This window comes from Tatumella sp. JGM118, from assembly GCF_018257515.1.
GTDB classification, from domain to species: domain Bacteria; phylum Pseudomonadota; class Gammaproteobacteria; order Enterobacterales; family Enterobacteriaceae; genus Tatumella; species Tatumella terrea.
In genome coordinates, this window is the sequence record NZ_JAERJR010000015.1 from 1 (window position 1) to 20,315 (window position 20,315).

Below are 20,315 nucleotides of genomic sequence, written 5' to 3' on the forward strand. Positions count from 1 at the left end.
ATGCATTGAGCTAACCGGTACTAATGACCCGTGAGGCTTAACCTTACAACGCCAGAGGCGTTTTGCAGAGACGCAAAGAATTTTCAGTGAAGTTCCGGATTATTAAATAAGCATTCAGAGGTGTTCTGCAGACATACGTCACGCATTACAGAACTGAAATCTTTAAGAATCAGCAGAAACGAAAGATTTTGTGCAGAGACAAGGCACTGACCGAATCGATGAGAAGGAGCATACACAGGTATGTGACTGAGCAGCGTGAGGGAAGTAACGCAGTATATGCATAAAAGATTCGTTTCGTGCACCAAGATTTGCCTGGCGGCAAGAGCGCGGTGGTCCCACCTGACCCCATGCCGAACTCAGAAGTGAAACGCCGTAGCGCCGATGGTAGTGTGGGGTCTCCCCATGCGAGAGTAGGGAACTGCCAGGCATCCAATAAAACAGACAGGCCATCCTCACGGATGGCCTTTTTGTTATGGCGCGTTATCAGGAAAGTCCGTACGGAAGGCCCGCCTGCGGTACGGCAGAACAGAATACTTCAGCGTCACCGCGGTGCAGGAAGGGAAACCTCCGGTGCCGGCGGTGAGAAAAGGCAGAGGCCGCCCTGACGGGCGGCCTTTTTACGTTCCGGTGGCGGGAAACAGGGGCACAGAAGGCCCGGTAAGATCGCCGCCGCCCTGATTCAGACGGCAGAATACTGTGCGGAGTCTCAACCCCTGCTGCAGTAGTAAGGAAAAACCGGCACTGATAAATGAGCAGATGACCTGTGGCTGCGGGTGAAAGGCCAGTCAAACCGGGAAATAGCAGGTTTTCCCCGAAAGCTGGCAGGGAAGAGAAAGAAAAGGCAGAGGCCGCCCTGACGGGCGGCCTTTTTGCGTTCCGGGCCAGGAAAAAGGGCGCTGAAGGCCCGGTAAGATCGCCGGAGTCCTGACTCAGACGGCAGAATACTGTACGGAGTCGCTATTTCTGCCGGAGTAATAAGGAAAAACGGGCACTGATATGCGGTGAGAATTGTCTCTATGAAGGCTTACTACACCCTGACGGGCGGCCTTTTTGCGTTCCGGACCGGGAAACGGGGCGCAGAAGGCTCCGTAAGAGCGCCGCCGCCCTGACTCAGGCGGCAGAGTACTGTCCGGAATTGTAATTCCTGCTGCAGTAATAAGGAAAAACCGGCACTAAGACGCAGGGGGAAATCGTCTCCAGGAAGGCTTACTGCGTCCTGACCTCCTGTTGTAAAAATGCGGATTTATCCCGTCCTGAGGCCGCAGAATGGCCGTCTTACCGAAAAGTCTTACATTCATCCTCTTGCACATCAGTAATAACGAGGATTACGTCATCAGTCCGTCACCTTATATCAGTCTGTCTTAACTAAAAGAGGCAGTATAACGCGTGATTCAGTATTCCATTTTTTGAAAACAACCCAGCGATAGATACCGGATTTGTTTGCAAAACTGGTTTTAATGACTGAAAAATGCACAGTTTTTCCTATCTTCTGTTATTTTTCTATAAAGCTGTCTTTTGATATAACGAAAAATGATAAATGAGCTTTACTTTACTTCTGTGATACTTATGCTGGAATGACCAATAAATGTCTAATAACGATTAAGGCCATTCATGTCAAAGAGTCATCTTTCTGCGGCCGCTTCTGCAGATACACAACCACCAATGACTAACACAGATCGCATTAAAGCGATAGTCGGTGCTTCTTCAGGAAACCTGGTCGAATGGTTCGACTTCTATGTCTATTCATTCTTTTCCTTATATTTTGCCCATATCTTCTTCCCTGAAGGGGATACCACTTCCCAGCTGTTAAAAACGGCGGGTATTTTTGCTGCCGGCTTCCTGATGCGTCCTATTGGAGGCTGGGTCTTCGGGTATGTTGCGGATCGCTATGGTCGCAAAAACTCCATGCTCATCTCTGTCTGTATGATGTGTTTTGGTTCCCTCGTGATTGCCTGCCTGCCTTCCTATGATTCTATCGGGGTGATGGCTCCGGCCTTATTACTGCTGGCCCGTATGCTTCAGGGGCTCTCTGTTGGCGGTGAATACGGTACCAGTGCCACCTATATGAGTGAAGTTGCTGTCGAAGGCCGTAAGGGCTTTTATGCATCATTTCAGTACGTCACGCTGATTGGCGGACAACTGCTGGCAGTGCTGACCGTCGTTATCCTGCAGATGATCCTGTCCGATGCAGAATTGCGCGCCTGGGGATGGCGGATACCGTTCTTTCTCGGTGCAGTGCTGGCAGTTATCGCTGTCTGGCTGCGCCGTTCATTGCATGAGACTTCTGACAGTGAAACCCGTGGTCACAAAGATGCCGGCAGCCTGAGCGGATTACTGAAAAATCACTGGCGTCCTTTCCTGATGGTGATTGGCTTTACGGCGGGGGGATCACTCAGTTTTTATACCTTCACGACGTATATGCAGAAGTACCTGGTGAACACGGCAGGACTGAATGTAAAAACTGCCAGCCTGATCATGACCGGGGCATTACTGGTGTTTATGATCCTGCAGCCTCTGATCGGTGCCCTGTCAGATAAAATCGGGCGCAGGGCTTCTATGCTGATTTTTGGTGCCGGGGTGACCCTTTTCACCGTGCCATTACTGACATTGCTGAAAACACCTGGCAGCAGCACCGTCTTTACCCTGGTGCTGGTTGTGCTGGCGCTATTGATCACCAGTTTCTATACCGCGATCAGCGGTGTCCTGAAGGCTGAGATGTTCCCGGCGGAAATCCGTGCTCTGGGTGTCGGCTTACCTTACGCATTAGCCAATGCGATTTTTGGTGGCTCTGCGGAGTATGTTGCGCTGCTGCTAAAAGACAGCGGTATTGAGAGTAGTTTCTTCTGGTACGTATCGGCCATGGGAGCCATCAGTTTCCTGATAGCGCTGGGGCTGCACCGGAAAGGAAAAGAAATAAAGCTGTAGTCCGTCAGAACAGCCTGGTAATAAACTGCACCCCAAAAGTCGGACCTCCGACTGATTAAGGTGCAGTTCAATGAGCAGTCCTAAGTTTTCCCTCGAATTACGGCTCACCGTTGTCACTTATTATCTCAACACCCGCAAATGGCTATCGTGAGACAGCTAAACGTTTTGGTGTGCGCCGCACGGCGCTCACTGCTGGATTTCAGCATGGCAGTAGCCCGCCATTGACGCGCTGATAGGGAAAGCTGCTGATGACACGCCTGAATTCCGACTGACAGGTGTCCGCGCCGTCATCGGTGATAAGCTTTCGCTCCGCGATGCCACTGCTGAATTTAACCTTTCCGGTGAACGTACCGTTTACCCGTGGGGTAAACGCGTTAAGGCGTCCGGGGCCGGAGCACTCACCGGCATAAAAAACGGAACCCTTGCTTAAGGACATCACCTTCCCGTCAGAACTACGCGAGAATTTCCCTGATGTTCAGGTCCGGCTGCGCTACCTCCGCGCCAGGCAGTACAGTTCAGCGCCGAAAAGCCCTTATTATTCAGGAGATGCGCAGGGGCACGGGCTCAATGACCTGCAGAGGGCGGTTGGCATGGCGTGTAGCACCTTATATCCTAATCTCAGCACTCCCGGGAAAGCTGATAAGCACCGGACGCTGAAAGAACGAATACCTGATATTTACCACCACCCCATAAGGGAGGTCGGTTATCGCCGGATAACGCTGGCACTCCGGCGCAGTGGTGGCCATGTTAATCACAAGACGGCTCAGTGCATGATGGGGGAACTTTCCGCGCAGTTACACGCCTCAGAAAATACCGCTCATGGTAAGGTCAGGTGGGGGAAATCGCCGCCAATCGCCTGCGACACGGCTTCACGACCAGCAGCGCCAGCGACAAACAGGGGAGTGACGTGACGGAGTTCGGGGTTAACCACAAAAAGCGATACCTCTCCCCGGTGATTGACGATTTCAAAAGCGAAGTTATCGCGTACTGCCTGTCGGGAAGGCCCGTGATGTCGCTGGTTGATACGATGCCGGATAAGGTATTTTCGCGGCTGATGCCGGGAGATGCGCCGGTGCTGAATACTGACCAGGGCTGGCAGTAGCAGATGATCGCTTAACAGGACAGGCTCCGGGCAGCAGGCCTGGTGCAGATTATATCGGGAAAGGGCAACTGCTTTGATAATGCGATGGCAGAAAGCTTTTTTGGCACGCTCAAATCCGGGACTTCTGGTCGGAGAAATTTAACAGCATTCCTGCGCTGACAGAGGCCATTAATGCCTATATTCACTACTATAATCATGAGCGAATCAGCCTGCGGCTTAACGGCCTCACCGCTGTTGAATTCAGGTTACTGCACCTGAAAGCAGTAAGACCCGGGAGCGAATGTCATATGAACGTTTATCCCCCGCATCAGTTGAAAGCATTAAACCCCATAAGGCAGGTGTCAGATGTATTAGCTCAGACCTGACCTGACAGGTTTCGCAGGCAGTGTATCACCAAATCTGACAGTCTGCTTTGAGCGAACATCAGCGCTGGCAATTTTGGCGGGAGTTGGATATTTTTACTCAATTCTTCTGAAGAAGGTAATGGCAATGACCTTAATTAGGGCACCTGAATTAAAAGATATCCCCTCTTTAAAAAACCTTTTTTTACAATTGGGCTACCAGACAAACACTGATCGCTTAAGACAACAAATTAATCAAGAGGATAGAAATATTACCATTCTGGTTGCTGAATCAGAAAAGGAACTCTGTGGGGTTATTGTGGTAAATTTTATCACCCCTGTTCATGAAAATGGCTTATGGGCATTAATTTCTGCACTGGTCATAGATGAATCGTCGCGTGGAGCAGGCATCGGCCGGAAACTTCTCATTGCCTCTGAACGAATCGCCCTGGATAAGGGATGTTCTAAGATTGAGCTTTCCAGTAATGAAAGAAGAGTAAGAGCGCACAAGTTTTATGAAAGCAACGGTTATAAGGAAGTGAGGAAACGGTTTGTTAAACCCCTCGCTCGCATTCCCGCCGCAAATTAATTCCACCGTGGGGTCTGCAAAGTCAGGCCCTGGCACAGAACTTCCTGTCAGATTAGGGCTGTAGCTGTATTCAATCAAATCGCGACGAATACATGTCAGAACACCAACCTCTAACGTTCTGTTGAGGCCCCCGGATCAATCTATATCAGGTTGCGCGAGAGGGGGACTCCAAACTCCGATGATCCAGTGTCCAATATTCCGGGGGCAGTTCACAAAAGGGGCTGTTTTTTATGTACTGTATCCGGCTGGCTGAATGTGGCTATGCGGGGTGTGGTGGCAATTCCCTGACTGACCGGTGACTGCCTGCAGATAACCTCAGGTCGTCCTGTCTCCGATGTTCAGCACGCTTCTCAAGTTATCGTCGATACGCACACGGGAAAAACCGAAGAGGGCTGTCTCACCGGCCTGTGACGGGGATGCTTTTAATGTACTGTATCCGGCTGGCTGGCTGAATGTGGTTGTGCGGGATGCGGGATCAATTCCCTGGCTGACCGGTGACGATCTGCAGATAACTACAGCTCGTCCTGTCTCCGATGCTCTGCACGCTTCTCAAGTTATCGTTGATACGCACACGGGAAAAACCGAAGAGGGCTGTCTCACCGGCCTGTGACGGGGATGCTTTTAATGTACCGTATCCGGCCGGGTGAGTGTGGCATGCGCGGTATGGAATGAACTCCCTGGCTGACCGGTGACGATCTGCAGATAGCCGCAGGTCGTTCTGACACCGATGCTCAGCACGCGTCTGATGTTATCGTTGGTATGCACACAGGAAAAAACCGAAGAGGGCTATCAGACAGCCCCGGGACCGGGGCTGAGGGAAATTACAGGATACGGCTGATCAGGCGATCGATTCTGATCCTGCGCAGGCGACGGATCAGTTTTTTAATCCTGGCCGGATATTCAGCAATGCTTTCCAGCTCATTGTAGTGATTCAGGATCGTGGTGTGTTCACGGATTAATGCCAGTTCTTTCACTTTCTGATCCAGCAGTTGCTGCTGAGGATCATGGATAAGAATGGCATTTTCGAGATCGAGACGCCAGGCCCGGGGATTCAGATTGTTACCGGTCAGCAGCATCCACTCATCATCGACCCATATCCCTTTCAGGTGATAGCTGTTTTCTCCGTCTTTCCAGAGACGCACGGTGAGTTGCTGATTATCGACATAGTATTGCAACCGGCTGACGAAACGTCGCAGGTTAATTTCATACAGATAAGGCAGTGCACCGATGATTTTAAACGGCTCTTCCGGCGGAATATAAAAATCATTCGCGGTTTTATCACCGACGATAATCTCAACCTGCTTACCCTGACGTAACAGCCGGATGATATTTCTGACCAGGATCGCCGGCATATTAAAGTACGGAGTACAGATAGTTAATTTGTATTCTGCGCAGGGCATCAGATGAAAAATAGTCTGGTTGAGAATGTTATTCTTACCCAGGCCGACCAGAGGCGTCACGGTCAGCTGCCCTTCGGCAGACTGGTCTTCGAATTCATAATTAAAAGTGCGTAATTCCTGACGAAATTGCTTTGTATCACTCTTAATTTCCGGGCTGGAAGGGCGTTCAGACTGATCCAGACGGTGAACCGCTTCGGCCTGCTTCAGATTGATATCAATCCATTCAGACATGGTATCGGCTAAGGCGGCATTACGGATAACCTGGTAACGGTCATAACGATAGCGGTCTTCCTGATGCAGATAGACATTATTCAGACTGGCACCACTGTAGATCACGCAGTCATCAATAATAAAGCCTTTCAGATGCAGTACCCCGAGTGCTTCGCGGGTATTCACCGGAATGCCGTAAACAGGGATCGCAATATCCGGCTGAGCTGCAGCCATTTCGCAATACCAGTCGGCATTGGTCACTCCACGGGCGGCACCGATACGACCACGCTGTGCGCGGTGCCAGTCAACGCAAATAGTGATGTCGAGGTCAGGATTAGCGCGTTTAGCAGCATACAGGGCATCCATCACACTCCGGCCGCCTTCATCATTTTCCAGATAAAGTGCGACCAGGCAAATACGGGTCGTTGCCGCCGAAATTTTTTTCAGTAAGGTCTGGTGAAACTCTACTGCAGAATACAGCATCGTGAAATCAGCAGCAGATTGGGCGAGTCCGGGCAGTTGCGCGAGGTACTGTTGGTGATTATTGAGTTTAAATTTTGACAATATCACAATGCGCTTCTTCTCTGTTCAATGTACGTTTTAACCGAAAAAGTCATGGTCTGAAGGGCAAGTGTAACATTAACCATGTCCTGTCGTGGCAATTTTACTTTTCTGTACGCTTTTCAAACCTTAACGTAGCGGAAGGCGGAGTGTAACGACGTCCTCATCCGCTTGTCTTTCCACGCTGAACCCCAGCTTTCCTGCCAGTGTCATCATCCCCTGATTACGGGGAAGTGTGATGCCGTTAAGGCGATGCAGTCCATGCTGGCGAGTGTAGGCAATCATCTTCTCCAGCAGCCGGCGGCCAAGCCCGATATTCTTCAGATCTGAACGGACCAGCACGGAAAATTCCGCATCGATATTATCAGCATCTGAAATCGCGCGGGTCACTCCGATAATCTCTTCCTGATCACCGACAGACTGAACAGCGACTATAGCCATTTCACGGTCATAATCAATCTGTGTCATGTTGGCGAGGTCATCGTGGGTAAATTCATTGATCTCACTGAAATAGCGATAATAGAGATCTTCTCTCGTGACTTTTGAGATAAAGGCCTTCAGGCCCGGTTCATCTTCCGGAAGGATAGGCCGGAAGAGTACCTGTTGACCGTTTTTCAGTATCACCTGCTCTTCCAGGCGTTGCGGATAGGGCCGGATGGCAAGGCGTGATTCACTTTCGCCATTGAACGGTGCCAGCGACACCGTGGCATCGAGCAGGGTCAGCTGGTCTCCCGCCGCCAGCAGCGGATGGATATCCAGCCACTCAATTTCAGGGCAGTCGATAATCATCGTCGAAATCCGCACCAGGCATTCGCTGACCGCTGTAATATCCAGAGCCTGCAAGGCATTTCTTCCGCGGATGGCGCCCAGCGTGATGGCCCGCTCGACCAGGTTTTTTGCCAGAGTCATATTCAGCGGCGGAAGGGCTACCGCCAGGGGCAGATCACTTTTCCATTCACCATTGCCTTCGCCCAGAAGGATCACGGGTCCGAAAAGCGGATCTGACTGTACGGAAATTCTCAGCTCTTCAGCACCGGCCCGCCGCGCCATACTCTGAACGATAAGACCACGGATATCTGCTTTCGGCCAGGCCTGGCGGGCCCGGCTCAGGATAGCGTCTGCCGCCCGGCGAACATCGGCCGGGGTATGAAGATACAGCATTACCCCCTGAATCTCAGATTTATGGGGAATATCCGGAGAACGTAATTTCAGCGCGACCGGGTACCCGATATTTTCGGCAACCCTGACCGCCTGCTGGCTGTCGGCCGCCACCCAGGTGGACAGAGTATTCAGCCCATAGCCGCGAAACAGCGTCTGTACTTCGTGTGTATCCAGATGCCTGTTCCCGGCAGACAGTGTTTGCTGTAACCGCTGACGCAGATTCAGATGCCGTTGCGGCATACCGGCCGGCCGGGCCGGCGTTTCGCGTAGTTGCTGCTGGTTACGCCGGTATTCCACCATATGCATAAATGCGGTAATCGTTCCTTCCGGAGTACGCCAGGTCGGGATCCCCGCCTGAGTAAAGGCTTCCCGTGCTTCCCGTGACGAGTATTCACCGCACCAGTTGGTCAGCAGAGTTAACCGCCTGCCGCGGGGATGTTCCCTCACCCGGCGGATGATCTCCATGGCACATTCACTGGCCGGAGAGACGGCACTGGGCGCATGGATGATCATCAGCGCATCGATATCCTGACAGTCCAGTAACGGGGTCATCACGGACAGGTAACGTTCCGTGGTTGCATCATCCTGCAGATTGAGCGGGTTACCTGTACGAACGGTGGGCGGCAACACCGATTGTAACGCTTGTGTCAGCTCCGGGCTCATCGGAGCCAGAACGCCTTTTCGGGTATGAAGTTCATCCAGCGCAAGGGCCGCGGGAGCCGCACCGTTACTGATAATAAATAGCCGTTCACCGCGCAGGGGGCGCATATGACTCAGGGTTTCGACCGCAGAAAAAAGTTCATGTGTATCTTTGACCCGCAGCATCCCGGCACGGCGGATGGCGGCATCCCAGGCGGCATCCAGACTTTCTGTGGCATCCAGCAATTCTCTTGCCTCATAACAGCGACCGCTTTTGATCACCAGAATGGGCTTATTACGCGAAGCACTGCGGGAGGCTGACACAAAACGCCGGGCATCCTGCAGATTTTCCAGCGACAGCAGGATTGCACTGGTTTTGCTGTCCCTGGCAAGAAAGTCGAGGACATCATCGACGGCAATATCAACGCTGTCTCCCAGCCCGATAAACCACGAAAATCCCAGATGTCGTTGCTGCGCCCAGTCGAGCAGGGTATTGGAGACGGCGGCAGATTGTGAAATGAACGCCAGCCTGCCGCGGCGTATCGGCACCGGAGAAAAACTGGCGTTGATCCCCTGCCAGGGGGCCAGCAGTCCCAGACTGTTCGGGCCGAGAATACGCATACCCAACTCACCCGCCAGCCGCTTCAGTCCGGGCTGTTGATCGCGGGGAGCGGACAGAATAATACAGGCTTTACAGCCGATGGCCGCAAGTTGTCGCAGGATATCAGTGTTACGTGAGGCATGCGTGCAGATCACGGCCAGGTCCGGGATCAGCGGGAGCTTATCCACTGAGGGATAAGCCAGTACGCCGCAGACCGAGGTCCAGCCCGGGTTGACCGGCAGGACCGGACCTTTAAAGCCCCCGGCAAGCAGGTTACGCATCATCAGGTGACCGGCGCGACCAGGCTTCTCCGAAGCACCGATCACTGCGACCGAGGCGGGTTTCAGTAATGCTTCAAGGCCACGCTGGCTCATTATTTTTCTCCTGAGATATCCTGCTGCAGTTTATTCCTGTTGTTGCTGTTTTTCTGTGAGGTACGCCTGGTGAGACGGTTTTCCAGCCAGATAACGTTCACGAAAACATTCAAAATGGTTCAGTAACCCGGTCGCTGCTGCTTCATCACCGGCCTGTTCCAGTAATGCGATAGCGACTTCCGCGGTGCAATGCTGTCCGGCTCCCGGTGATTCCCGCAGGCTGTAACGGGATGGACGGGTGACATTTAATGACATTACCGGAAACCGGTCCATCCAGGGGCTTTTACGAAACATTTTTGCGGCTTCGGTCCAGGTGCCATCCAGCATAATAAACAGCGGCGGCTTCCCCTCGCGCGGCGGGGTAGTGATAACTTCTCTGCCGGGGGCCGCATAGTGGCCGGGAAAGACGACCAGCGGCTGCAGCAGATCATTATTTACCGTCTCCAGCAATGCCGGCGGAGGCGCGGTGCGGGACCATTCGTAGGCTGTGGTTTCCGGCAGAATATCGGCAATCAGTCGTCCGGTATTGCTCGGTTTCATCGGTTCGGTATCAAACATCACCAGACAAAACTGGCTCCGTGCCGGGACGGGAGTGATGGTGTGACATAAACACCGGGGAACGGGGAGCAGGCAACGCTGACACCGGACGACCCGGTTGCCCCGGGCAAGGAAAGGGCGGGTGGATCGCGCAAGGCGGTTTGCCCTGAGTGTCAGTACGGCATTATCTGGCATAGGTATCTTGTTATCCGGGAAAACTGCAGTGTAAATCAAAAAGGTGATCACTGCGTAATTTTCCCGGAGGGGGGCGGTTATCCGCGAGGTTCATCCAGCCATTGTTCAAAACCGGCTTTCGGCAACGCACCGGCCAGAGTATCGATATGTTTTCCCTGATTAAACAGCATCAGGGTCGGAATACTGCGGATGCGGAAACGGGCACTCAGTTCGGCTTCGTTCTCCGTATTAACCTTAATAAAACGCATCTCTGTTGCCCGTTCTTCGGCGACATCCTCAAATACCGGCGCAAATCCGACACAAGGACCGCACCAGGGGGCCCAGAAATCAATCACTACCGGTAAGTCATCCCGGAGCAATTTATCCAGTGTGGCCGCGGTCGCATTGATAATCTCTCCGCTAAACAGAGGCTCAGCACAGCGTCCGCATTTCGCGTGGTCGTCTTTCTTTTCTTCAGGCAGGCGGTTGATGGCAAGACATTGGCTGCATACGGTATTCATGATGACCTCTGATAAATGTAAGGCAAATTATATCGTTGATTATCTGCCATACTGCGTTTACGGGCCAGAAGGATCCATCAATAGCTATAATAGATAGCAGTATTAATGGGCAAAGTTAATAGATTAGCTGCGTGACATCAGGTAATCTTCGCGCTCCAGAACAGGAGGAAAGAATGAGCGACGATTTAAAAGGCAAAAGCAATAAAGTTAAAGTGATGTATGTTCGCAACGAGGATGATACCCGTCAACGTACAGGGAATCCGCGAACAGGCAAAGGAGGTCGTTCTCCGTCACGTCAGCAGGAGCCAGGTCGCCGTCAGGAAGAGAAATCCCGTTCTCCGTGGCGCACGGTCTCACGGGCACCATCGGAAGAGGGCGCGACGGTGAAGACTGCCGCCCCGAATGCGGATTCTCCTGTCAGAAATATTATCGATCCTGAAGTTATTCGTAAGCAGCGTCAGGAAGAAACACGCGTTTATGGTGAAAATGCCTGTCAGGCGCTGTTCCAGAGCCGCCCTGAAGCTATCGTCCGTGCATGGTTTGTACAGAGCGTTACCCCGCGTTTTCGTGAAACCCTGCGCTGGCTGGCTGCTAACCGTAAAGCCTATCATGTGGTTGAAGAGGCTGAGCTGGTAAAAGCGGCGGGCACCGAGCACCATGGTGGCGTCTGTTTCATCATCAAGAAACATATGGGACAGGATGTCAGCGAATGGCTGGCGCAGTCTGCTGAAAAAGAGTGCGTACTCGCATTAGAAAACGTGGGTAACCCGCATAACCTGGGTGCGATTATGCGTAGCTGTGCGCATTTCGGCGCGAAAGGTATTCTGGTGGATGATGCTTCATTGCTGGAGTCCGGTGCGGCTGTCCGTACGGCGGAAGGCGGGGCTGAACATGTCCAGGCCATCACGGCGAGTCACTTTGAGCAGGGCCTGGAGGCTTTCCGTCAGGCGGGATACACCATCGTTACCACCTCCAGCCATGCCGGTCAGCCTCTGTCGGCGGCCACACTGCCGGAGAAGATGGTACTGGTACTCGGTCAGGAAGGCGACGGGCTGACAGAATCAACGCTGAAACAGGGCGATATCAGTCTGTCGATTGATGGTACCGGCCATGTCGAAAGTCTGAATGTCTCGGTAGCCACAGGGATCCTGCTGGCCGAGTGGTGGCGTCAGAACCACTAAGCCACACAGAAAAAAAGCGCCGGTCGGCGCTTTTTTTTTGCGAAATCCCCCGGGACTAATGGGCACCGCCACCGTCACTGGATTTGCCGCTACTGCCAAACGGGGGTCTGGCAAACCAGATAGTCACCAGTAACAGAATAAAAATGCCACCTGCCGCCCAGAATATTTCATTGGCAGAAATGATTAACCCCTGATTAGTGATCTGTTGCGCCAGGTAACCAGAGGCCTGCTGGTGGGTCATCCCCAACCCTTCAAGTTTCTGATACATCTGCTGGGCATTCGGATTATAGGGAGTCACCGACTCTGCCAGCTGACTATGATGCAATGACTCCCGGTTACTCCAGAGGGTGGTCGTGACCGAAGTCCCGATCGAACCTGCCAGTGTCCGCAGAAAGTTTGACAGGCTGGACGCTGCCGCCATGCGTTCAGGCGGCAGCCCGGACAAGGTAATGGTTGTCAGAGGCATAAAGAAGCAGGCGACCGCAAATCCCTGAATAAACTGAGGCCACGCACTGGCTGCAAAATTCATTGCCGGTTCAAAGGTATAAGCACGCCAGTAAAAACAGACGGCATACATAATGAAGCTGAAGGTCACCAGCATTCGCATATCAAGCTTATGGGCGAATCGCCCGATAATCGGTGACAGGATAACCGGTAAAATTCCGACCGGCGCAGAGGCCAGCCCGGCCCAGGTAGCAGTATACCCGAAGACCTCCTGCAACAACTGGGGCAGTAAAACGATGGTACCGAAATAGAGCATATAGGCCAGGCTGATCGATACACAACCGATAGTGAAATTTCGCGAGCGGAACAGCGATAAATCCACGATAGGATGGTCATCTGTCAGCTCCCAGATGAGCAAGACCAGCAAGGCGACCACCGACAAGACCGTCAGAATGATTATCTCATCCGAACTGAACCAGTCCAGCTCTTTCCCCCTGTCCAGCATGACCTGCAAACAACCGATACCGATCACCAGGCTGACCAGTCCGACAATATCGATCGGCTGCCGGGTAATTTTCGTCTCCCTGCCGCGGATCGTTTGCAGACTCAGTAAAATGACCACGATGCCGATCGGCACATTGATGAAAAAGATCCATCCCCAGTGATAATTATCACTGATCCATCCCCCGAGAATAGGGCCGCAAATCGGGGCCACAATCACCGTCATCGCCCAAAGTGACAGGGCGACGCTCCGTTTTGCTGGCGGATAGTTGTTCAGCAGCAGACTCTGAGATAGCGGGATCAGGGGGCCGGCAACCACGCCCTGAATAACACGGAAGAAAATCAGGGTAGACAGGCTGCCTGACATACCACAGGCCCAGGACGCGATAGCAAAACAGATGGTCGATAACATGAACAGTCTGACTTCACCAAAGCGTTTGGCAAGCCACCCGGTCAGCGGAATCGAGATAGCGTTCGCGACCCCGAAGGAGGTGATAACCCAGGTCCCCTGGGAGTTTGAGGCGCCCAGGTTCCCTGCTATGGTAGGGATAGCAACGTTCGCAATGGTGGAGTCCAGTACCTGCATGAACGTTGCCAGTGATAAGGCAATGGTCATCAGGACCAGCGGAAGTCCTTCCAAAGGTTTCTGTGGCATGACGTTATCCCCGGCCATTAACCGGCATTCGCCCTGATCACGCCAGCGATCACCTGGTTCACCTGATCCAGCTGTAACTCAAGCGCGTTACTTTGATAGGCCGGTGTTTTACGCACGGCACTGGCCAATACCGCCCCTTGCGGGTCACTGGTATCAACGGTGACCAGCGTGGACAGGCCGATACGCAGCGGATGTTTTGCTAAGTCAGCCGGGTCGATATCCACCCTGACAGGTAAACGCTGCACCACTTTAATCCAGTTACCGGTCGCATTCTGCGCCGGAAGCAGGGAGAAGGCGCTACCGGTCCCCATATCCAGACCGACGACCTTACCGTGATAGACCACATCATCGCCGTAGAGATCAGAAACAATGGTCGCCGGTTGTCCGATACGAACACCCGCGAGTTGTGTCTCTTTAAAGTTAGCATCAACCCATAGCTGCTTATCCGGCACCACCGCCATCAGTGAACTTGACGGGGTAATCTGTGCGCCGACCTGAACTGCACGGCGTGAAATATACCCATCAATCGGGCTGCGGATATCGGTCCGCTGCAGTGCCAGCCAGGCATCGCGAACCGCTGTCGCGGCTTGCTGAACGGCCGGCTGATTTTCCAGAGAGGTGTTCAGCAATATGGCCTGATTAGCATTGTATTGTTGTGTTGCCACATCCAGGGCAGCCTGCGCACTGGTCACTGCATCACGGGCGTGCTGTAAATCTTCCCGACCGATCAACTGTGCTTTCCCTAAAGGGATACGGCGTTGTAAATCTTCCTGAGCCTGCGAAAGGGCGATTTTTTTGAGGGTAATGTTGGCCAGGTACTGTTTACTGTTGATCATCGCCTGGCGGGTCTGACGAACGCTGGTGGCAAGTGCAGTCAGCGATTTTTCGTAAGCCTGTCCGGCGTCAGTTTTGTCCAGAGTGACCAGAACGTCGCCCTGTTTAACGTAATCGGTATCATCAAACCAGACCTTAGTCACACTCCCGGAGACCTGCGGCATGATCTGCACCTGATTCCCTGCGACATACGCATCGTCCGTGTCCTGATAATGACTCAGGACCAGAAACCAGTAGGCGAAATATCCGAGGGCAATGACAACACACAGAACGGCCAGAAGCGTTAATAACGTTTTACGCGCTTTCTTTTTCTTACGTTGGGGCTGCAGAGTTTCCTCACCTGCACTCATAGAATTCTCCACCTATGATAAAATTTGAAGTTCCAGCCCCGCTTTTCTGAAGTGATGACAGACGCCGCAGCCGGAAAAGGCACGGAAGCATAACCAAAACTTGAAAACCTGATTTAGCACTTCATGACATATTACGTGTTTTCAACCACATCTCAGGCTTTACCGTCCATTTCATCCAGGCGGCCCAGTAATTTTCTGGACAGCGTTTCCAGTTGCTGCTGTTCTTCTGCCGTCAGCACACTCCATAAATGCTTGAGGCTTTCGTGTTGTGGTGGCAGCACTTCACACAGGAAGTCATACCCTTTCTGGGTCAGATGCAGGTGAAGGCAGCGTCTGTCGTTATCGCTTTCCTTACGCTCAATCCAGCCTCGCTTTTCCAGCTCATCCGCAATCCGAGTGGCGTTGGTGCGGGACGATCCCAGCGCAGAACTGAGCTCAGAGGGTTGAATACTTTGATTTTCTCGCGCATCCAGCGTCATCAGCGCAGTAAACAGGGTGTCATTGATGCCGCGATCTTTCAGCATTTTATTACGATTATCGAGCAGTTTACCCTGAATATGCATACACAGACGTGTCAGCAGGACTTCATGAACGGGATAGTTGGTGTGGCGCTCGGCCAAAACATCGAGCATTTTTTCAATCGGAGAGAATGAACTTCCCATGGAATTACCTCACTGATAATAATTATTTTGGTTTCCATTCCAGTCAGTGACCACTCTCATACCCCGTGGCAGAGAGTGACCCGGTAATTTTTTGAGGCTAATAATTACTTGTGGGAAAGTCACATGACTAAAAGAATATGCCGCTAACGATAGCAAACCCCTCAGGGAGTTAATAGTCCGGAAAGGACTTTTTGTTGGTTTATAAGCGGAATGATGACGAAAACGCATCAAATGTGTACAACCCGGAGGTTAGAGTCAGGCAGGGCAGGGACGGGCAGCCTCAGAAAGGCAAATTATCCGGCGGTGATCCCCGGACAGGAGGGGGTTCAGATAAAAAAAAGGGACAGCCCGAGGCTGTCCCTTTTTAGCAGGATAAAATCAGGATTTCGCGGCGGCTAAAGCATCGCTTACCCATTGATTAAACACGGCCTGATGCGCATGGATCCATCCGTCGACCTGACGGTTGATATCGGCATCACTGCTTTCCCCTGCATACATACGGGCATTCTGAGCATTGATATCTGCCAGTGGCAGGCGCATCTCAGAGAAGAGTTTCGCTGCGGCAGGGTTTTTTAATGCCCATGCTTTGTTTGCCACAATATGCATGGTGTTGACCGGGAACCCGTAGTTGGCACCGTTCGGTAATTTGGTATCCACATTTTTCTGTGCACCCGGTAATGACGAGAACGGAACCTGTAACCAGACAACATCGCGGCCCGGCTTCAGAATGTCGCTCACCCAGTAAGGTGTCCAGGTGTAGTAAAGGATAGGTTTCCCTTGTTTGTAACGGGAAATCGTATCGGCCATCATGGCGGAATAGTTACCCATATTCGCCTGTACGGTATTCTGCAGAGAGTAAGCGTTGACCTGATGATTAATCACGGCTTCGCAACCCCAGCCAGGCGTACAACCGGTCAGATCGGCTTTCCCGTCACCATTGGTATCGAATAATTTCGCAAGCTTAGGATCTCTGAGCTGAGCGATATTGGTGATGTGGTATTTATCGGCAGTTTTCTTATCGATCAGATAGCCCTGAGCCGCCCCGGTGACATAAGTCCCTTCACGGTAAAAGACTTTATCGCCGCCCGCCGCCTGATACATATCATCATGCAGGGGTTGCCAGTTAACGGCGGTGAAGGTGGCATCGCCAGAGGCTATCGAGGTATAACCCACGTTGTAGTCCACTTCATCCGGAGCATCGACGGTATAACCCAGTTTTTCCAGCGCGCGGCTGACCAGTAATGTCTGAAAGGTTTCGCCGCTGATGGTGCTCTGTACCGGTTTAACGGTAATCCCTTTCCCCGGCAGATCGGCAGCATAGGTCTGACCTGCCATCAGCAGAGTGAGGGTTGTCGCTGTGAGTAGTTTGCGCATAGTCTTTCCTCAGTTATCGGGATACCCGCAGGGGGCGGGTATCCGTTTGATTATTTGGTCGCTGAATGCTTAACAAAAGGACGTAACAGTAATCCGACAGGCCCGGTGAGATACCAGTGACGCTGCAGACGATGACGTTTGCTGCTACCCACAGACTGCGTCAGGCGGTCGAGAATAATCGCCAGAATCACGATCCCGACACCGCCGACGGTGGCGAGTCCCATATCCAGTCGACCAATACCCCGCAGGACCATCTGGCCCAGTCCGCCGACGGCGATCATGGACGCAATAACGACCATTGACAGAGACAGCATCAGCGTCTGGTTCACCCCGGCCATGATGGTGGGCATAGCCAGAGGCAGCTGCACTTTAAACAGCATCTGACGCGGACTGGCACCGAAGGATTCACTCGCTTCAATCAGGTCAGCCGGTACCTGTTTAATGCCCAGGATGGTCAGACGGACAATCGGAGGTAGGGCGAAGATAATGGTGACCACGACGCCCGGCACATTACCGATACCAAACAGCATTACGATCGGCACCAGGTAGACGAACGCCGGGGTGGTTTGCATGGCATCCAGGATCGGCCTGATGATTTTCGCCGCCCGGTCACTGCGTGCCAGCCAGATACCCAGCGGCAAACCGATGACAATACAGAACAGCAGGGAGGTCAGTACCAGTGAGAGCGTGACCATCGCATCGCCCCAGGCACCGATAGCCCCGATCACCACCAGTGAAATCAGGGTCGCAATGCCCATGCCGCCGGTTGTCATCTGCCAGGCGATCAGGGTGAAGATCAGGATGGCCACAGGTGAAGGCATCGACGTCAGTAAATGCTGAAATGCACTCAGTATGTAGTCGATGGGGACACGTATCCCCTGGAACACCGGCCGGAAATTATTGACCACCCAGTCAATGCCGTGTGTCACCCAGCTATCCAGTGGGATTAACGTCTTATGGAACGGGTCCATAATATTAAAATGTTCATGGGCAGGGGCTGCAGGTGCATTCAGCCAGCTGTCATTGGACGCGGCTGCATGGCTGCTGCTGTCACCGCCACTGCTCCACGCATCCCCCGCATTGCTGCTATCGGGTGTGCTGCTGGCTGGTGCAGAAGAGGTTGCGCCCCAGGGATCGCTGGCACTGCTGTCGGCCGCCGGGGCCGCGGTATGTGCCGGTGCTGCGCTGCTGGTCGCTGCAGAATCACCCCATGGATTAGTGTCTGGTTTACTCATTACTGATTACCCTCGCGATCCAGAGCCTTTAACAGACTGCTCTTTGAAATAATGCCGACATACTGGTTATCTTCGTCAGTGACAGGGACAGCACATGGTGCTGCGGCAACGTGCGAAAATATTTCATTCAATGGTGTCGTTGCCGGAATCGGCTCAGGACTTTCCAGGAATGCGCTTTCCAGAGGGGCCCCGTTTTCCAGAGCTTTTTGTAACGAATCACCGGAAACAATCCCGGCAAACTTCTGTTTGTCCAGCACGTAACCGTATTCTCTGTCTTTATCCCGCAGCAACTGCAATGCTGAACGCGGGCCAAAACCAGGTGTTTTTCGCAGGAGTCCATCCGCACCACGGCGGGCGATGTCTTTCGCACTAAAGACCTGACTGATATCCACCCCCCGGAAGAAGGTTTTCACATAGTCATTGGCCGGGTTATTCAGGATTTCGTCCGGTGTACCGACCTGAACAACTTCACCGTTTTGCATGATGGCAATTCTGTCCCCGATACGCATCGCTTCGTCTAAATCATGAGAGATAAACACGATGGTACGTTGCTGACGGGTTTGCAGTTTGACCAACTCATCCTGCATTTCAGTACGAATTAAGGGGTCGAGTGCAGAAAACGCCTCATCCATCAGCAGGATGTCAGGGTTAATCGCCAGTGCACGGGCAAGACCGACACGCTGACGCATGCCGCCCGAGAGTTCATCAGGGAAGGAGTGTGCATATTTCTCCAGGCCCACCTGACGCAAGGCATCCATCGCTTTGGTTTCACGCTCTTTTGGCGGGATCCCGGCCAGCTCCATACCAAAGGCCGTGTTATTCACGACGTTCATATGGGGCATCAGTGCAAAAGACTGGAAGACCATGCTGATTTTGCTGCGGCGGATCTCTCTCAGCTGAGATTCCGGTATCTTCGCGATATCCAGACCGTCAATGAGAACCTGACCCCGGGTGGGTTCGATCAGACGATTGAGAAGGCGAACCATGGTGGATTTTCCGGAACCGGATAATCCCATGATCACAAAAATCTCGCCTTCTTCAATGGCCAGACTGGCGTCGTTGACACCCACTGAAAGCCCTGTTTTATCCAGAATCTGCTCTTTATTGAGCCCCTTCTCCAGATATTTGAAGGCTTTTCCCGGATGATCGCCAAAAATTTTATATAGATTTTTTACTTCAAGTTTAATTGCCATTCGGTCGTATTTTCCTGGGTTATATTTATTTTTTCATGGATTTATATTGTCCGGAGGGTGATGTACTTATATAACCGTACCATACTCAGAATATCTGACAACCCTTGACTTTATTAATTCCGGTGGATATCGGGCGTGATATTTCCCGTCAGCGCAGTACTGACAAGGGATACATGGCATTCGGAAAGTTATCAGATTATTTACCGTTGCTGCGTCATTCTTTGGGAATAATAAATCGGGAGAGTGATCCAACTGGCTGAAATTCATCATTAAAAAAAGACGTTATTTTAACCGTAAGTCACTTTCGCCTTCTGTATACTATTTATGACCTGTGCGACAGATAATTGAGTGAATACCCTGGTATTGATGGGGAATAACACTGCAGCGATGGAATGATTTATTTAACCCGTGTGTACTCTGTTTGTTGTGGATTATTGTTCCGTATTTTTGTCATTAATATGTGTTTTTATGCTGGGATTTAGCCTGTTTTGTGGTTTTTAATATTGTTGCGGGGAGGGGGTTCCCTGCTCTGTTTTTCTGTTTTTCCGCCTTTCGCTCCGGCATGTCTGAGGCCGCGGGTATTCGCAGGAAGCAGGTCGAAGTAATATCAGTCAGTCTCATCGGCAGAGATGTTTATTCTGCCTGCTGTTAATGGAATCTCCATAAAAACAGCCCCGCCTCGGTGATGGCGATAATGAGTGGATATTACCAGAATGTTATCTTTATTATTTTCTGTCATTGAGGCGGATAA

General features: G+C 52.2%; 18 protein-coding genes and 1 rRNA gene. 7 read left to right on the forward strand and 12 right to left on the reverse strand.

Annotated features, from left to right (window positions below):
* The first annotated feature begins 311 nt into the window (after positions 1-311).
* Together rrf and JK223_RS12835 are read left to right on the forward strand one after the other, a co-directional pair.
* A 5S ribosomal RNA gene (rrf, locus tag JK223_RS12830) occupies positions 312-427 on the forward strand.
* A 1,235-nt stretch (positions 428-1,662) separates the two neighbouring features.
* Positions 1,663-2,925 carry an MFS family transporter gene (locus JK223_RS12835; protein WP_212714571.1) on the forward strand — a complete coding sequence of 421 codons (1,263 nt, stop codon included), beginning with the start codon at positions 1,663-1,665 and terminating at the stop codon, positions 2,923-2,925.
* Positions 2,926-3,124: 199 nt separating this feature from the next.
* On the opposite strand, the gene JK223_RS12840 is transcribed toward JK223_RS12835, so the two are convergent.
* Positions 3,125-3,361 carry a hypothetical protein gene (locus tag JK223_RS12840; RefSeq protein WP_212714572.1) on the reverse strand — a complete coding sequence of 79 codons (237 nt, stop codon included), beginning with the start codon at positions 3,359-3,361 and terminating at the stop codon, positions 3,125-3,127.
* A gap of 154 nt (positions 3,362-3,515) precedes the next feature.
* Between JK223_RS12840 and JK223_RS17195 the strand changes: the two genes are divergently transcribed.
* The 4 genes from JK223_RS17195 (at position 3,516) to JK223_RS12860 (ending at position 4,957) form a co-directional block, all read left to right on the forward strand.
* The gene (locus JK223_RS17195) at positions 3,516-3,836 is read left to right on the forward strand and encodes an IS3 family transposase (RefSeq protein ID WP_212714573.1); all 321 of its coding nucleotides are present in this window, start codon (positions 3,516-3,518) and stop codon (positions 3,834-3,836) included.
* Positions 3,758-4,027: a DDE-type integrase/transposase/recombinase gene (locus JK223_RS12850; RefSeq protein WP_212714640.1), complete on the forward strand. Its 270-nt coding sequence runs from the start codon at positions 3,758-3,760 to the stop codon at positions 4,025-4,027. Before JK223_RS17195 ends, JK223_RS12850 begins: the two co-directional genes overlap by 79 nt.
* Before the next feature lie 113 nt (positions 4,028-4,140).
* Positions 4,141-4,392: an IS3 family transposase gene (locus JK223_RS17200; RefSeq protein WP_212714633.1), complete on the forward strand. Its 252-nt coding sequence runs from the start codon at positions 4,141-4,143 to the stop codon at positions 4,390-4,392.
* A 124-nt stretch (positions 4,393-4,516) separates the two neighbouring features.
* Positions 4,517-4,957, forward strand: a complete 441-nt coding sequence (locus JK223_RS12860; RefSeq protein ID WP_212714634.1) for a GNAT family N-acetyltransferase — start codon at positions 4,517-4,519, stop codon at positions 4,955-4,957.
* Between the two features lie 621 nt (positions 4,958-5,578).
* On the opposite strand, the gene JK223_RS12865 is transcribed toward JK223_RS12860, so the two are convergent.
* The 5 genes from JK223_RS12865 to trxC all read right to left on the reverse strand — a co-directional run bounded on the left by JK223_RS12865 (position 5,579) and on the right by trxC (position 11,135).
* Positions 5,579-5,722, reverse strand: coding sequence for a hypothetical protein (locus JK223_RS12865; protein WP_212714574.1), 144 nt, complete (start codon positions 5,720-5,722; stop codon positions 5,579-5,581).
* A 56-nt stretch (positions 5,723-5,778) separates the two neighbouring features.
* Entirely contained in the window at positions 5,779-7,134 is a 1,356-nt protein-coding gene (gene pssA, locus JK223_RS12870) for a CDP-diacylglycerol--serine O-phosphatidyltransferase (RefSeq protein ID WP_212714635.1), read from the reverse strand.
* 123 nt (positions 7,135-7,257) lie between these two features.
* On the reverse strand, positions 7,258-9,903 hold the full coding sequence (locus tag JK223_RS12875; RefSeq protein WP_212714575.1) for a bifunctional acetate--CoA ligase family protein/GNAT family N-acetyltransferase: 2,646 nt from the start codon (positions 9,901-9,903) through the stop codon (positions 7,258-7,260).
* Between the two features lie 30 nt (positions 9,904-9,933).
* Entirely contained in the window at positions 9,934-10,635 is a 702-nt protein-coding gene (locus JK223_RS12880; protein WP_212714576.1) for a tRNA-uridine aminocarboxypropyltransferase, read from the reverse strand.
* Between the two features lie 77 nt (positions 10,636-10,712).
* Positions 10,713-11,135, reverse strand: a complete 423-nt coding sequence (trxC, locus tag JK223_RS12885; RefSeq protein ID WP_212714577.1) for a thioredoxin TrxC — start codon at positions 11,133-11,135, stop codon at positions 10,713-10,715.
* Between the two features lie 173 nt (positions 11,136-11,308).
* Here trxC and JK223_RS12890 point away from each other — a divergent pair, with 173 nt between their 5' ends.
* On the forward strand, positions 11,309-12,316 hold the full coding sequence (locus JK223_RS12890) for a tRNA/rRNA methyltransferase (protein ID WP_212714578.1): 1,008 nt from the start codon (positions 11,309-11,311) through the stop codon (positions 12,314-12,316).
* A 55-nt stretch (positions 12,317-12,371) separates the two neighbouring features.
* Here JK223_RS12890 and emrB read toward each other — a convergent pair whose 3' ends face one another.
* The 6 genes from emrB to proV all read right to left on the reverse strand — a co-directional run bounded on the left by emrB (position 12,372) and on the right by proV (position 19,564).
* Positions 12,372-13,916 carry a multidrug efflux MFS transporter permease subunit EmrB gene (gene emrB / locus JK223_RS12895; RefSeq protein ID WP_212714579.1) on the reverse strand — a complete coding sequence of 515 codons (1,545 nt, stop codon included), beginning with the start codon at positions 13,914-13,916 and terminating at the stop codon, positions 12,372-12,374.
* 17 nt (positions 13,917-13,933) lie between these two features.
* Entirely contained in the window at positions 13,934-15,100 is a 1,167-nt protein-coding gene (gene emrA, locus JK223_RS12900; protein ID WP_212714580.1) for a multidrug efflux MFS transporter periplasmic adaptor subunit EmrA, read from the reverse strand.
* Between the two features lie 152 nt (positions 15,101-15,252).
* Complete coding sequence (gene mprA, locus JK223_RS12905) at positions 15,253-15,762, reverse strand: transcriptional repressor MprA (RefSeq protein ID WP_212714581.1); 510 nt, start codon at positions 15,760-15,762, stop codon at positions 15,253-15,255.
* A gap of 378 nt (positions 15,763-16,140) precedes the next feature.
* Positions 16,141-17,136 (reverse strand): glycine betaine/L-proline ABC transporter substrate-binding protein ProX, encoded by a 996-nt coding sequence (gene proX / locus JK223_RS12910; RefSeq protein WP_212714582.1) that lies wholly within the window; start codon positions 17,134-17,136, stop codon positions 16,141-16,143.
* A gap of 50 nt (positions 17,137-17,186) precedes the next feature.
* Positions 17,187-18,371 (reverse strand): glycine betaine/L-proline ABC transporter permease ProW, encoded by a 1,185-nt coding sequence (gene proW / locus JK223_RS12915; protein ID WP_212714583.1) that lies wholly within the window; start codon positions 18,369-18,371, stop codon positions 17,187-17,189.
* Positions 18,371-19,564, reverse strand: a complete 1,194-nt coding sequence (gene proV / locus JK223_RS12920; RefSeq protein WP_212714584.1) for a glycine betaine/L-proline ABC transporter ATP-binding protein ProV — start codon at positions 19,562-19,564, stop codon at positions 18,371-18,373. Before proV ends, proW begins: the two co-directional genes overlap by 1 nt.
* Positions 19,565-20,315 lie beyond the last annotated feature (751 nt).

Bases quoted from the DNA above. Each gene is read 5' to 3' on its own strand.
- JK223_RS12835 (WP_212714571.1), top strand. From the start codon at position 1,663: ATGACTAACACAGATCGCATTAAAGCGATAGTCGGTGCTTCTTCAGGA.
- JK223_RS12840 (WP_212714572.1), bottom strand. From the start codon at position 3,361: ATGTCCTTAAGCAAGGGTTCCGTTTTTTATGCCGGTGAGTGCTCCGGC.
- JK223_RS17195 (WP_212714573.1), top strand. From the start codon at position 3,516: ATGGCGTGTAGCACCTTATATCCTAATCTCAGCACTCCCGGGAAAGCT.
- JK223_RS12860 (WP_212714634.1), top strand. From the start codon at position 4,517: ATGACCTTAATTAGGGCACCTGAATTAAAAGATATCCCCTCTTTAAAA.
- JK223_RS12875 (WP_212714575.1), bottom strand. From the start codon at position 9,903: ATGAGCCAGCGTGGCCTTGAAGCATTACTGAAACCCGCCTCGGTCGCA.
- JK223_RS12880 (WP_212714576.1), bottom strand. From the start codon at position 10,635: ATGCCAGATAATGCCGTACTGACACTCAGGGCAAACCGCCTTGCGCGA.
- trxC (WP_212714577.1), bottom strand. From the start codon at position 11,135: ATGAATACCGTATGCAGCCAATGTCTTGCCATCAACCGCCTGCCTGAA.
- JK223_RS12890 (WP_212714578.1), top strand. From the start codon at position 11,309: ATGAGCGACGATTTAAAAGGCAAAAGCAATAAAGTTAAAGTGATGTAT.
- emrB (WP_212714579.1), bottom strand. From the start codon at position 13,916: ATGCCACAGAAACCTTTGGAAGGACTTCCGCTGGTCCTGATGACCATT.
- emrA (WP_212714580.1), bottom strand. From the start codon at position 15,100: ATGAGTGCAGGTGAGGAAACTCTGCAGCCCCAACGTAAGAAAAAGAAA.
- mprA (WP_212714581.1), bottom strand. From the start codon at position 15,762: ATGGGAAGTTCATTCTCTCCGATTGAAAAAATGCTCGATGTTTTGGCC.
- proX (WP_212714582.1), bottom strand. From the start codon at position 17,136: ATGCGCAAACTACTCACAGCGACAACCCTCACTCTGCTGATGGCAGGT.
- proW (WP_212714583.1), bottom strand. From the start codon at position 18,371: ATGAGTAAACCAGACACTAATCCATGGGGTGATTCTGCAGCGACCAGC.
- proV (WP_212714584.1), bottom strand. From the start codon at position 19,564: ATGGCAATTAAACTTGAAGTAAAAAATCTATATAAAATTTTTGGCGAT.